The sequence below is a fragment of the Streptomyces sp. Tek67B01 genome (assembly GCF_055231995.1).
Genome location: NZ_JBUYUY010000001.1, coordinates 2,798,040 through 2,810,935 on the forward strand (window position 1 = coordinate 2,798,040; position 12,896 = coordinate 2,810,935).

14 protein-coding genes are annotated in these 12,896 nt (G+C 69.9%); 4 read left to right on the forward strand and 10 right to left on the reverse strand.

Annotated elements, in window-relative coordinates:
• The first annotated feature begins 31 nt into the window (after window positions 1-31).
• Together ACV7NM_RS12345 and ACV7NM_RS12350 are read left to right on the forward strand one after the other, a co-directional pair.
• Entirely contained in the window at window positions 32-649 is a 618-nt protein-coding gene (locus ACV7NM_RS12345; protein ID WP_463410342.1) for an SMI1/KNR4 family protein, read from the forward strand.
• 277 nt (window positions 650-926) lie between these two features.
• Complete coding sequence (locus ACV7NM_RS12350; RefSeq protein ID WP_463410343.1) at window positions 927-2,213, forward strand: extracellular solute-binding protein; 1,287 nt, start codon at window positions 927-929, stop codon at window positions 2,211-2,213.
• Window positions 2,214-2,501: 288 nt separating this feature from the next.
• On the opposite strand, the gene ACV7NM_RS12355 is transcribed toward ACV7NM_RS12350, so the two are convergent.
• Window positions 2,502-3,128 carry a hypothetical protein gene (locus ACV7NM_RS12355; protein ID WP_463410344.1) on the reverse strand — a complete coding sequence of 209 codons (627 nt, stop codon included), beginning with the start codon at window positions 3,126-3,128 and terminating at the stop codon, window positions 2,502-2,504.
• A 172-nt stretch (window positions 3,129-3,300) separates the two neighbouring features.
• On the opposite strand from ACV7NM_RS12355, the gene ACV7NM_RS12360 reads away from it, so the two are divergent.
• Window positions 3,301-4,437, forward strand: a complete 1,137-nt coding sequence (locus ACV7NM_RS12360; RefSeq protein ID WP_463410345.1) for a serine hydrolase domain-containing protein — start codon at window positions 3,301-3,303, stop codon at window positions 4,435-4,437.
• Between the two features lie 159 nt (window positions 4,438-4,596).
• Here ACV7NM_RS12360 and ACV7NM_RS12365 read toward each other — a convergent pair whose 3' ends face one another.
• The gene (locus ACV7NM_RS12365) at window positions 4,597-6,174 is read right to left on the reverse strand and encodes an MDR family MFS transporter (RefSeq protein ID WP_463413917.1); all 1,578 of its coding nucleotides are present in this window, start codon (window positions 6,172-6,174) and stop codon (window positions 4,597-4,599) included.
• 131 nt (window positions 6,175-6,305) lie between these two features.
• On the opposite strand from ACV7NM_RS12365, the gene ACV7NM_RS12370 reads away from it, so the two are divergent.
• Window positions 6,306-6,890 (forward strand): TetR/AcrR family transcriptional regulator, encoded by a 585-nt coding sequence (locus tag ACV7NM_RS12370; RefSeq protein ID WP_463410346.1) that lies wholly within the window; start codon window positions 6,306-6,308, stop codon window positions 6,888-6,890.
• Here the strand turns inward: ACV7NM_RS12370 and ACV7NM_RS12375 are convergent.
• The 8 genes from ACV7NM_RS12375 to ACV7NM_RS12410 form a co-directional block, all read right to left on the reverse strand.
• Window positions 6,856-7,689 carry an alpha/beta fold hydrolase gene (locus tag ACV7NM_RS12375; RefSeq protein WP_463410347.1) on the reverse strand — a complete coding sequence of 278 codons (834 nt, stop codon included), beginning with the start codon at window positions 7,687-7,689 and terminating at the stop codon, window positions 6,856-6,858. The genes ACV7NM_RS12370 and ACV7NM_RS12375 overlap by 35 nt on opposite strands.
• Before the next feature lie 134 nt (window positions 7,690-7,823).
• A complete protein-coding gene (locus ACV7NM_RS12380) occupies window positions 7,824-8,459 on the reverse strand; it encodes an OmpA family protein (RefSeq protein ID WP_463410348.1) in 636 nt (211 codons plus the stop codon).
• Between the two features lie 4 nt (window positions 8,460-8,463).
• Window positions 8,464-9,081, reverse strand: coding sequence for a hypothetical protein (locus tag ACV7NM_RS12385; protein ID WP_463410349.1), 618 nt, complete (start codon window positions 9,079-9,081; stop codon window positions 8,464-8,466).
• A complete protein-coding gene (locus ACV7NM_RS12390; RefSeq protein WP_463410350.1) occupies window positions 9,078-9,728 on the reverse strand; it encodes a pilus assembly protein TadG-related protein in 651 nt (216 codons plus the stop codon). The genes ACV7NM_RS12385 and ACV7NM_RS12390 overlap by 4 nt, the downstream gene beginning before the upstream one ends.
• Complete coding sequence (locus ACV7NM_RS12395) at window positions 9,728-9,979, reverse strand: hypothetical protein (protein WP_463410351.1); 252 nt, start codon at window positions 9,977-9,979, stop codon at window positions 9,728-9,730. Before ACV7NM_RS12395 ends, ACV7NM_RS12390 begins: the two co-directional genes overlap by 1 nt.
• 110 nt (window positions 9,980-10,089) lie before the next feature.
• Window positions 10,090-10,776: a response regulator gene (locus ACV7NM_RS12400; protein ID WP_463410352.1), complete on the reverse strand. Its 687-nt coding sequence runs from the start codon at window positions 10,774-10,776 to the stop codon at window positions 10,090-10,092.
• Window positions 10,776-11,996, reverse strand: coding sequence for a sensor histidine kinase (locus tag ACV7NM_RS12405; protein ID WP_463410353.1), 1,221 nt, complete (start codon window positions 11,994-11,996; stop codon window positions 10,776-10,778). The genes ACV7NM_RS12400 and ACV7NM_RS12405 overlap by 1 nt, the downstream gene beginning before the upstream one ends.
• 3 nt (window positions 11,997-11,999) lie before the next feature.
• Window positions 12,000-12,890 (reverse strand): DUF5936 domain-containing protein, encoded by an 891-nt coding sequence (locus ACV7NM_RS12410; protein ID WP_463413918.1) that lies wholly within the window; start codon window positions 12,888-12,890, stop codon window positions 12,000-12,002.
• Between the last annotated feature and the right edge of the window lie 6 nt (window positions 12,891-12,896).

Below are 12,896 nucleotides of genomic sequence, written 5' to 3' on the forward strand. Positions count from 1 at the left end.
GGTTGAGCTGGGGTGGTGGCAGGGGAGCGGCATGACGGAGAACATTGCGGTCAAGGCGCTGGAGCAGATCATGCCCGCGACTCACGGCGCCGACGAGGACATCGACTGGCGTGCCGCGGAGGCGGCCTGGGGGACCCGGTTCCCGGCCGACTTCATCGCGTTCATGGGCCGTTTCGGCTCCGGCTCCATCAACGGCGAGGCCGACGTGCTGCTGCCGCTCCCCAAGCCCGGACTCCAGTGGGCCCCCGCCGAGATGGCCGAGGAGACCGAGAACGCCCGGCAGGTGTGGGAGGCGGAGGGCGGACGGAGCGCCTTCGACGTCGATCCCGAGTCGATCATCGCCTGGGGGGTCACCGGCGGCTCCGACATCCTGTGCTGGCTCACCACCGACCCAGACCCGGACCGCTGGCCCGTCCTCGTCGTCGGGCGCCACACCGCGGACCCGTTCGCGGTCTACCCGTACGGCATGGCCGAATTCCTCTACCGGCTCTGCTCGGACGACTTCGACGTGAGCCCCGTGGGCATCACGTTCTGGGACGGCGGCCACCTCAGCTTCGTGCACTGGCGCAAGGCGCAGCGCCGCTGGCAGGAGGGCCGCAACCCCGAGACGGGCGAGCCCGACCCGTACGCGGGCGAGTTCGCCGACTAGCCCACCACCGCGGCACCGTCTTCCTCTCCCACGACCCGTTTCCCCTCGGAACGGGCGTTTCGTCATGTCTACGCGCGTCCGAATTGCGGATCACATATCGGAAAACACCATTGGGAATAAGGCCAGTTGGAGCATTGAACACAACTGCGGCCCCAATGGGACCAACCGCCCTGCCGGCAGGAGAGAATTCCGGCCAACGGGCCACGAAGGGACACCTCGGCCCGGAGTAACTCATAAGTAACACCGGGAATCACAAGAAAATCAGGGGAATCCACCCGTGCGACGAAGAATGTTCGGCACGACCGCCGGTGCGGCCGTGATCGGTCTACTGATACCTCTCGCAGGATGCGGGAGTTCCGGCGGAGGCGCAGTTGACAGCGGTACGCTGCGCCTCGTCGCGGCGGAATACGGCGACAGTGCGGCCACGAGTTCCAAGGCGTACTGGGACAAGGTCACGCACGACTTCACCGCCGCCAACCCCGACCTCAAAGTCGAGGTGCAACTGCTGCCCTGGGCCGACATCGACCGCGAGGTCTCGCGCATGGTGAAGGCCGGCAACGCGCCGGACATGGCGCTCATGGGTTCGTACTCGGACTTCGCGGCGCAGGGCAAGCTCTATTCCGCCGACGACCTCCTCACGGTCACCGCCGAGGCGAACTTCCTCCAGCCCCTCACCGAGGCCGGTTCCGTCGGCAGCACCCTCTACGGCCTGCCCTTCGTGGCGAGCAGCCGACTCCTCTTCTACAACGACGCCCTGTTCAAGCAGGCCGGGCTGACCAACGCGCCCAAGACCTGGGCCGACCTCAAGAGCGACGCCAAGGCCCTCAAGGACAAGGGGGTGAAGATCCCCTACGCCCTGCCCCTGGGCCCGGAGGAGGCACACGCCGAGGCGTTGATCTGGGAGCTGAGCAACGGCGGCGGCTACGCCGACAGCAGCGGCAACTACAGCCTCGCGTCGGACCAGAACATCGCGACCTTCAAGTGGATCAAGGACCAGTTGGTCACCCCCGGCTTGACCGGTCCCGTCGCCCCGTCGCAGTTCAACCGCGCCGACGCCTTCGCCGCGTTCCTGCGCGGTGAGGTCGGCATGGTCAACGGCTACCCGTCGCTCGCCTATGAGGCGCGCAGCAAGGGCATCGAGGTCCGGGCCGTCCCGATGCCGGTCTCGGACACGCTCGGCGCCGGCGAGGTCCCGCCCACGGTCGGCGTGGCGGACTGGCTGATGGCGTTCAATCAGAACGGCAAGCGCGCCGAGATCGGCAAGTTCCTCGACTTCGTCTACCAGGACAAGTACCTGTCGGACTTCGCGAGCCGCTACCACCTGCTGCCCGCGACCGTCAGCGCCTCCCGCACCCCCTCCGGCGGCGGCATCGACAAGAACGACGAGCAGTTCCTCACCGCGCTGCGCGGGGCCCAGCTCTACCCGGTGAGCGACCCGTCCTGGGTGACGGTCAGCGACACCATCAAGCGCAACATCGGCCGTGCGGTGGAGCCGACCGGTGACGCGAAGAGCGTCCTGGAGGACATCGCCGCGAAGGCGAGCGCGGCCCGCAAGAAGCACTGAGCGTTCCGGGCGACCAACGCCGACGCCACCGCCGCGCCACCGGCACAAGAGATCTCAGCGCTCGCCCTCAGCGCTCAGCCCTCACCGCCCGGCCGGCACCCGGACAGCCCGGCAGCCCGGCGGGACCACCGCCGCGCGAACACCCCCCGCAGCAGGGGACTTTCGTCTTACGCCGCACCCACCCCGTGCGGCATCATGATCTCCACGGCCCTTGATCCGAGGCCGCGGCCCAGCCGTCCGGCGACCACCCACAAGGTGCGCGGGCGGCCGGCCTTCCCGGGCGATCCCTCAGTGGACGCGCCCGTTGTCATCCGAGAACGCCGTACGGTACTGCTCGCAGCTGGAGTCCCAGGGCAGGGTTCCCCGCAGCGTCCCGTAACCGGACCGGGTGAGCGACCACTCCACCGTGTACACACCGGTGTCGCAGGCGATCCGCTTCCCGCCCGGGACCTTGACCCGGCCCGTGGCGGGCCGACCCGTCAGCTCCTGGTCCACCTCCCCCGCCTCCGCCTTCCCGGCGGTGCGCAGCACGGCGTGCAGGACGATCGGGTGCTTGCCGTCCTTCGTCGTCACCGCCTTCTTGACGAGCTTGGAATCGGCGACGGACCAAGCGAACTCGTACGAGGGCATCCAGGCCATCGTCTTGGGATCGGGGACCTCCCGCTCCCACTGCTGGCCGCCCTTGGACTCCGTCCGGGTGACCGTCTTGTACTGGACGTTCGGATAGAGGCGGAACTGGGCCTCCACCTTGTGCATGTCGTCCTTCGTCCACATCGACTTCATCGCCTTCTCGTCGCCCCCCGGGTCCTGCAGGAAGGTGCCCTGGGCCGCGGTGGCGGCGGACTGACAGAGGGTCGGGGCGAGGGCCGCCAGGGCGGCGGCGAGGGCCACGGCGGCGGTGCGGGTGCGGTTCATGCCCGGTCCAACGGGAGCTCGCGGCGCGCCGGAACGACGCCGGGGGCGCGTTCACCCGTAAGGGAGCCGGCGCCGACGCGGAGGTGACATATCCCCGCGGCCCAGGAATACCACCTGATCAACGCCGGTTGCGCCGTGCATTCGACGTGTAGGCGAACCACAGGGGGATTCCATGGGCGTGAAGGTGGCCGGCGCGGTGGCGGCGGGCTGGGAGACGGTACGGGCCGAGTTCGAGGCCGTGGTGGCGGCGCAGCCGCACTCGCCGGAGGCGCAACTGGCCGTACGTCACCACGGGCGCACGGTGGTGGACCTGTGGGCGGGCGAGGACACCGACGGCGAAACCCTGTCCGGCGTCTTCTCGATCACCAAGGGCGCGGCGCACTTGGTGGTGGCGCTGCTCGTCCAGGACGGTGTGCTGGAGCTGGAGCGGCCGGTCGTCTCGTACTGGCCGGAGTTCACGGGTCACGGCAAGGAGCGGCTGACCGTGCGGGAGCTGCTCGCGCACCGGTCGGGCCTGATCAACACGCCGGAGGGGTTCACGATCGAGGAGCTGGCCGACGACGCGTTCGTCGCGGCGCGGCTGGCGTCCGCGGAGCCGTACTGGGAGCCGGGGACGGCGTACGGGTATCACGCCTCCGTCATCGGCGCTTTGACCGGTGAGGTCGTACGGCGGGCCACGGGCCGGTCGATCCAGGAGATCTACGAGGAGCGGGTGCGCGCGCCGTACGGGCTGGACCTGTACATGGGGCTGCCGTCGCGGGCGCATAACCGCTGGAAGCCGATCCTGGAGGCCCTGCCGACGCCCGCGCAGCTGGAGATCCAGGCGGCTGCCGGGCCGATGCCCGAGCTGTTGCCCGTGGCGTTCAACTGGCACACCGATCCGCCGATGGACCTCGTCGCGTTCGCCAACCACCCGCTGGTGAAGGCGCAGGGTCCGGCGTCGGGGGGCGGGGTGGGCACGGCGGCCGGCATCGCGGGCATGTACGCGGCGGCGATCGGCGAGGTCGACGGCCGCCCCGCTCTGCTGAAGCCGGAGACGGCGGCTGAGTTCGCGAAGCCGCACACCCCGGGCCAGGACCGGGTGGTCTCGGAGCCGGACCACTTCGGGCTGGGCTTCGAACGGCAGCCGGCGGTGGGGCCGGAGGCGTTCGGCCACTGCGGGGCGGCGGGGGCGAACGGCTTCGCGGACCCGGTCACCGGCGTCGCGTACGGGTACACGCGCCGGCGCTTCGGCTTCCCGGGCGGGACGGCGCCGGAGAACTTCCCCCTGACGGCGGCGGTACTGAAGGCGGCCCGGGCGGCCTCCTGAACCGGGCCTCCGGCCGGGCGGCGCGGATCACGACGTCCGTCGACGGACGGGAATTCCTCCCCTCGCGGGGTGCCAACAGCCGATCGGGCACGGAAAAGGCCCGGTCCCGGGGATCTGTCGATCCCCGGGACCGGGCCACGCGCACGGGAGCCGCTGGGCTCAGTGGGCTATGGACGCCTGCGCGACCTGGGCGGGCGCGCCCTCCTCGGCGGCGCCGCCGGCCGGGGCCGGGCCCGCGCCCCGGAGCGGGACCTCCTTGACGAACCAGGCCGCCAGGAAGCCCAGTACGGCGATGGCCGCTCCGAGCAGGAAGGCCGAGTGCGTACCGGCGGCGACCGCGTGCTGGTAGGCGTCGCGGATCGCCTCGGGCAGCTTCGCCAGGCTCGCCGCGTCGAGCTGCGCCGAGCCCGCCTTCGCGGCGGCGGCCGGCCCGAGCCGGTCGGTCATGGTGTCGGTGACCCGCGAGGTGAACAGCGAACCCATCAGGGCCACGCCGAAGGAGCCGCCGAGCGTACGGAAGAGGGTGGCGGAGGACGAGGCGACGCCCATGTCCTTCATGTCCACGCTGTTCTGCGCGACCAGCATGGTGATCTGCATCAGGAAGCCGAGGCCGGCGCCGAGCACCGCCATGTACAGACCGGAGACGAGTCGGGTGGTGTCGGTGTCCATCGTCGCGAGCAGGAAGAGCCCGACGACCATGAGCGCGCCGCCGACGATCGGGAACACCTTGTACTTGCCGGTGCTGGTGGTGATCCGACCCGCGATGAGCGAGACGACCATCATCGAGAGCAGCATCGGCAGGAGCAGCAGCCCCGAGTTGGTGGCGGAGGCGCCCTGCACGGCCTGCTGGAACAGCGGCAGGTAGAGCACGCCGCCGAACATCGCGAAACCGACGAGGAAGCCGATCACCGACATGAGGGTGAAGTTGCGGCTGCGGAAGATGTGCAGCGGCATGACCGGCTCGGCGGCCTTGGTCTCGGCGTAGAGGAACGCGGCGATGGCGAGGACACCGACGACGATCAGGCCGACGATCTCACCGGAACCCCACGCGTACTCGTTCCCGCCCCAGGTGGTGACCAGGACGGTGGAGGTGATGGCGAGGGTCAGCAGGGCCGCGCCCAGGTAGTCGATCTTGCCTTGCGCCTTCTTCTTGGGAAGGTGCAGGACCGCGCTCACCATCGCCAGCGCGACGGCGCCGAGCGGGAGGTTGATGTAGAAGGACCAGCGCCAGCCCATGTGGTCGGTGATGGTGCCGCCGACCAGCGGGCCGCCGATCATGGCGAGGGCCATCACACCGGCCATCATGCCCTGGTACTTGCCGCGCTCGCGGGGCGGGATCAGGTCACCGATGATCGCCATGACGCCGACCATCAGACCACCGGCGCCCAGGCCCTGGATCGCGCGGAAGCCGATCAGCTGACCCATGTCCTGGGCCATGCCGCTCAGGGCGGATCCGATCAGGAAGATCACGATGGAGGTGAGGAACGAGCCCTTGCGGCCGTACATGTCGCCGACCTTGCCCCAGATGGGGGTGGAGGCCGCGGTGGCCAGCGTGTACGCGGTGACCACCCAGGACAGGTGCTCCAAGCCGCCGAGTTCGCCGACGATCGTCGGCATCGCCGTACCGACGATCATGTTGTCGAGCATGGCGAGCAGCATCGCGATCATGAGTGCCATGAGCACGACGCGGACACTGCGGGGCTTCACCTCCCCGGAGTTCTCCTTCTTTTTCGTCATCTCCACCATGTCGTCCACTCCCCTGGCACTTTCCGCACCTGGCCACTTACTTGCCGCCCGGCTAGTTCACTACACTGGTGAAGGTAGACGCGTCACTAGCCGGGCGTCAAGTAAGTTTTTTGGGGAGAGTCATGTCCAGCAGCAGTCCGCACCAGCGGCGCGGGAACACGCGTCAGCGCATCCAGGACGTCGCGCTGGAGCTCTTCGCCGAGCAGGGGTACGAGAAGACGTCGCTGCGCGAGATCGCGGAGCGGCTGGACGTCACGAAGGCGGCGCTCTACTACCACTTCAAGACCAAGGAAGACATCATCATCAGCGTCTTCGACGACCTGACCCGGCCCATCGACGACCTGATCGGCTGGGCCGAGGAGCAGCCCCGCACGCTGGACACCAAGCGCGAGGTGCTGCGCCGCTACAGCGAGGCGATGGCGTCGGGGGTCCCGCTCTACCGGTTCATGCAGGAGAACCAGGCGACGGTACGAGAGCTCAGCATCGGCGAGACGATGAAGAAGCGGCTCTTCGCCCTGGTGGAACTGCTCAGGGCCGCTGACGCCCCGCTGGCCGACCAAGTGCGGTGCATAAGCGCGCTGTTCACCCTGCACGCCGGAATGATGTTCCTCCAGCACGTCGAAGGCGACCCGGAGGAGACCCGCAAGGCGGCCCTGGAAGTCGCCACGGACCTCATCGTCCAGGCCCACCACCAGCAGCAGCCGTAGCCGCCCGCAGGAACCCGGTGAGGGTGTCGACGTAGGCGTCGGGGTGCGTGAGGTGGGGGACGTGGCCGGCGCCCTCCAGGGTGACCACCCGAGCCCGGGGCAGCGCCTTGGCGAGCGTGGCGACGATTCCCGGGAACCAGGGCATGCCCTCGCTGCCTGTGGTCAGCAGGGCGGGGCCGCTGTAAGTGGCGGCGAGGCGCGGGAGGTCGACCATCGCCCAAGCCGGGTCCGACTGCTCGTCGAGGAAGGTCGGGGCGTTGGCGATGAACGTCTCGCGGATCGACTCCGGCACCCTGTCCCACTCGCCCGGCCCGGAGACCACCTCTTCCACGAAGCGCCGGGCCGCGGTCGCCATGTCGCCGCCACGGATGTCCGCGAAGACGGCGTCCAGGCGCAGGCGGGCGGCCTCCGCTTCCTGATCGCCCTCGACCAGACCCAGCAACGGGGGCTCGTGGGCGGCGAGGGTACGGAACAGGTCGGGGCGGCGGGCGGCGAGACCGAGGGCGGTGGACCCGCCGAAGGAACCCCCCGCGACGTGGGCCGGGGCGAGGTCCAGGGTCTCGATGAGCGCCGCGAGGTCGTCCTCGTCCTGCCTACGGGTCCCCTGGCCGGGCGGACGCTCGCTGCCGCTGTGACCGCGACGGTCGTAGACCACCACCCGGTACGAGCGGGCGAGGCGCGGGGCGACCAGGCGCCAGGTGTGGTGGTCGACCCAGGACCCGTGGACCAGTACGAGGGGATCGCCCTCGCCCGTGACCTCGTAGAAGAGTTCCACGCCGTTCACCCGAGCCCGTGGCATGCCGAGTCTCCTCCTCCGCCGGTAGGAACGGGACACATACCTCGGACGGCGCCCCCTCACACGCTGCGTTAGGCCGGGTGGCGGGTCGGGGGCGGGGGACGGCCGGGCGGGGCGGGGCGGGGCGGCGGGGCGGCCTACTTCTCGCTACGGGGGAAGGTGACCTCGACGCGACGGTTCTTCTTGCGGCCCTCTTCGGTGCCGTTGTCGGCGATCGGGTAGTCCTCGCTGTAACCCCGGACGTCGAAGATGACCCCGGGACTGGTCACCGTCTTCGCCAGCTCCGCCTGCACGGCGTCGGCGCGCTGTTTGGACAGTTCCTTGCCGTGTTCGTAGCTGCCCTGGTCGTCGGTGAACCCGAAGACCCGCACGCGGGTCGCCTTCTGCTGGTTGATCTCCTGCGCGATGGCCTGGATGCGGGCGGCCGCCTGGGCGTTGAAGACGGCGCTGTCCTCGGGGAAGAGCACCTCGGCCTGCAGGGCCATCATGACGGTCTGGTTGGTCTCCTGTCGCCGCTGCTCCCCACCGAGGTCCTCGACGACCTCGGCGATGTCGAGCACCTTGACGGGCGCGAGGGTCCCGCCCTGCGGGATCTTGAGCCCGGGCGCGTTGGAATCGATGGCGACGGGCGCGGCGGCGGAGGGCTCGGTCCCGGGCGGCACGGAAGGCTTGACGTCGTCGGCGTACGCGGTGGTCGCACCGAGGATGTGGGCGCCGGCGATGACGAGCCCGGCGACGGCGGTCGCGGCGGAGACGCGGTGGCGTTTGGTCATGGGGTCACCCGGAGATTTTGACGGTGGCCGTGGCGAAGGTGGGGAGGTTGAAGTCCACCTCCGTCGTCGAGGCTGGCGGAGACGGGAACTGAACGAAGAAGGGCATGGATTCGCCAGGTCCAATGCGGGTGATGCCGACGGTGCACAAGCACCTGCCGTCAGTGTCACGCAGGCCGTAGTACCTCTTTTTTCCGGGCTTGTCGGTCAGAGTCGCCCCCGCCACGGATGCAGCGCTGGCGCTCTTCTCATCGCCGCGCCACGCAGCTGTCTCTACGAACGCCTCAGTTCCGCCGTTCTTGATCTGCCCACTCACGGTAAGGAAACCCCCTTGATCACGGCTTGCCGAATTGATCGCGAGCGTGAGTTCAGCCGGCCCCTTCAAGGTCGCGATGATGGGTGCGGGGGTGTCACTCTGTGTCGGGTTGGCAGCAGGCGTCTGCGATCCCGCTTTGTGAGACTGGGCGTTCGACGGCTTGGCATCATCCTTGGCGCTGCCGCCTCCGCCGCATCCAGCCAGCACAACAGTGAGGGCCGCCACCACTACAGCCGCTCCGCCCCGCGCCTTCGCCATGTGCCGCATGCTCATATATGTGCCGCTTTCCTGTCTCTCGCTCGCGATCACTTGACCAACCGGACCGTAAAGAGGCCTTTTGCCAGCTTGCTCAAGGAACCCGGATTGTGGGGGTCGACTTTGATGGTGCCTCCGCCCTTGCAGACGAAACTGACGGGCTCTGGACCCGACGGCCCTTCTCCCCCGGGGCTGGGCGTCGGCGACGGGGTGACGGACGGGCTGGGACTAGGCAGCGGAGCACCCACAAGATGACATTGCGACTCGATCACGGCGGTCGCGGTCGCCGTCCCGTGCATGCGCTCCGTACCAGGAATCACGGACTCTCCAACGGTGCGCACCGTCTCCACCGTCACAGTGAACCGAGGCAGGTCGGGTTCACACTGAGCTGTTGCATCATTCAAGGCCGCGAAACGGAGACCGGTTGCACAAGCGTCGCCGATCCCGAATCGCGACCCGGATAGGACGGACTCCCAGGACTCGGGAGTCAAACCCGGCAGGTCGAGTCCCGTGAAGACATCGTTTCGTGCTGCACCTGCAGCCGCCAAAGCCCCAGAGTCGGCTGCCCCCTGCGCATCGCTGCGTGTAACCCCAGCCTGCCCGATCACGAAGAACGCCAGGGCGGCGAAAAGCAGACCCGCCACCACTACGACATAGAGGGGGAAGGCCTGCCCTTGGTCGCTTCGAAGTGCGGCAATCATCAACTGCCACCGGCCTTGATGCTCTCCACCGCCCTGGCAATCTTGTTCGTGATCGCGGTGCCGATGCCCGTGCCAATGATTGCCCCGATGATGACCACGACCACCAGGATGATGCCCAGGTACTCGAAGGCCGTTTGGCCGCGGTCCAGGTTCGCGTACCGCTTGCGCATCCGCGCCACCGCCGTGTCCGCCCACCCGCTCACCCGGACCTTCGTCTGCACGGTGGCCTTCAGCAGTGCGTTGTGTGACATGGGGGTTTCCTCCCGGGCCGGTGCCGCTGTCGATGGGCGGACGATACGGGGAGTTAGCGGTGGTGACCAAGGGTCCCGGGGCCCAATTACGGACCCACTGCGCAGTACGTCTACCCATGGCCGGTCACTCCTGGACGGGCCGTGCCCAGCCAGCGGGCTATCGCTTCGCTGCGGGTGGTCGTCTGGAGCTTCGCGAAGATGCGGTTGATGTGGTTCTTGACCGTCTTCTCGCTGATGAAGCAGGCCGCCGCGATCTGTTGGTTGTTCATCCCGGATGCGATCAGGTCCATGACTTCCTCCTCCCGCGAACTCAGGCCGTAGGCAACGTGGTTCACAAGTCGCTGAGAAGACTGTGCCACAATCGGTTGCGTTTGCGAAGAGGCGCGGAGTTCCGCGAGGAGGGTGTTCGCCGCCGTCGGGGTGAAGTGGGCACGGCCCGCGTGGGTGTCGTGGATGGCGCGGATCAGGTGGTCCGGGGTGAATTCGCCGTGGACGAGGTAGCCGCCCGCGCCCAGGAGCAGGGCCTCCCGGACGACCTCGGCCTCCGTGCTGTACGTCAGCATCAGGACCGGTGCCAACCGGACGAGGTGCGGCAGGGCGGAGATGCCGTCGACGCCCGGCATGCGCACGTCGAGCAGGACGACATCGGGCCGGTGGAGGCGGGTCAGGTTCAACGCCTCGCGGCCGTCGGTCGCCTGGGCGGTGACCTCCAGGTCCTCGGCGGTCGCCAGCAGGGCGGCCAGGCCGGCCCGTACGACCGGGTTGTCGTCGGCGATCAGGACGCGCAGTGGGGGCATCACAGGCTCCCGAGGCAGAGGTCGAGGCGGACCCGGGTGCCGGGGCCGGTTGGGCGGGGGCCGACGTCCAGGCGGGCGCCGATGGCCGCCGCGCGTTCCGTCATGCCGAGGAGGCCGAAGTGGCCGGCGTCCGAGAGTGCCCTCACGTCGACACCGCCCGGCGGCAGGCCGCACCCGTCGTCCTCCACCGTGAGGACCAACCGCGGCCCGCGGACGGCGGCCTCGACCCCGACCGACGACGCCGACGCGTGGCGGCGGGCGTTCTCCAGGGCTTCCGAGGCCACCGCCACGAGGTGCGCGGCGACCGCGGCGGGCAGCAGGGGCAACACCCCTGTCGTACGGAGTGCGACGCGCGGCTCGGCGTCCGCCAGCGCCCGCAGCTCCGCCGACAGGCAGACGCCCGGGGTGTCGAGGTCGCGGCGCAGGTCGGTCAGCAGGTCGCGGGACTCGGCCGCCGCCTGACGGGCCGCCTCCGCCACCGCCCGGGCCTGGCGGCGGGTGGCCTCCGGGTCGGGGGGGTCGGTGGCGGTGCGGGAGAGGGCGTCGGCGGCGAGGGCCAAGCCGTGCAGGGTCTTCGACACCGAGTCGTGCATCTCGCGGGCCAAGCGGTCCCGTTCGGCCCGTACCGCCTCGGCCACCGCCAGCCGCGCCCGGGTCTCGGTCAGGGCCTGGCTCGCCGCCCCGAAGCGGAAGAGGAGGCCGCGCAGGGAGGCGCCCGCGGCGCCCGCGAGCAGGCACAGTCCCGCCAGGGTCGTCCCGCCCGACGCCGCCGCCACCAGGGCCGCCTGGACGGCCGCGTAGAGCGCCGAGCCGCGCCATCCGTAGACCAGCCCGGCCAGCAGCGGTGTGCAGAGCGCGACCGGGCCGAGCGGGGAGGCGGGTGTGGCGGTGATCAGGAGCAGGGCGCTGAACGCCATGTCCGGCGCCAGCAGCCAGCGGTGGCGCAGCAGCAGCGGGCCGAAGCGCTCCCAGTCGCGGAACGCCACGTACGACAGCATGAAGGTGAGCAGGACCGCCCCGCCGACCAGGTACACGGGGGCGCCGGGCGCGGTCCGGCCGAGCGCGAGGGGCGCGCCGAGGGCGGTCATCACCATCCGGAAGGCGAACACCTGCCGGCACAGCGCCTGGAGGGCGTTCACCTGGAGGGTGAGGGGCGGCAGCACCTGCGAACGAACCGGTTCGCGGGAGACGGCGGCGGTGAAGCCCAGGGAGAGAGCCATGGCTCACCCGCTCCCGAACAGGGCGCCGAAGTCGATGTTCGCCCCGTAGACGAAACCGCAGACGAGCAGGATCAGGGTGCCGGGCAGCATGAACATGGTGACCGTGAAGGTGGCCTTCGGGATCGCCCGCGCGGCCCGCCGGCGGGCGTTCTGCGCGTCCGTGCGGCGCATGTCCTCCGCGATCGCGATCAGCGTCTCCACGATCGGCGAGCCCAGCTCCTCGCCCTGCTGGAGGGCGGTGACGAACTGGGCCACCTGCTCGGAGTCGTTGCGCCGGCGCAGTTCGTCGAAGGCCTGGCGGCGGCTGACGCCCATGTCCATCTGCTGGAGGGTGATGCGGATCTCGTCCGACCAGGGCCCCTCGTACTTGCCCGCGACCCGCTCCAGCGCCTGCCGGAAGCCGAGTCCGGCGCTGACGACGACGGCCAGCACGTCGAGGAAGTCGGGCAGCGTCCGCTCGATGTGGTCCCTGCGGACCCGGATCGCCGACCACAGGCCGACCTCGATCCAGAACAGGCCGAAGGCGACCATGAGCAGGGCGGCCACGACCTGCCCGTTGATCAGCATCGCGAAGGCGCCGAGCGCGCCGAGGAACCCGTAGACCGCGCGCCGGGCGGCGTACCGGTCGATGGTCAGGCCGGCCGGGTTGCCCGCCATGTCGATCTGGCGGCGTTTGCGCGCCACCCGGTCCTGGCCCATCGCGCGCAGCACCAGGGGGGCCCAGCGGATGCCCATGCGGTCGACGAGGGAGCCGACGGCCGTGGTGCGGGTCGCGCCGACTTCGAGGGCGAGGGCGAGGTCGCTCGGGAGTTTGACGTCGGCGCGGTAGAGGCGGACCCCGTACAGGGCCCCGAAGACCGACAGCCCGAGGGCCGCGGCGAGCAGCAGTGTGATCACGCG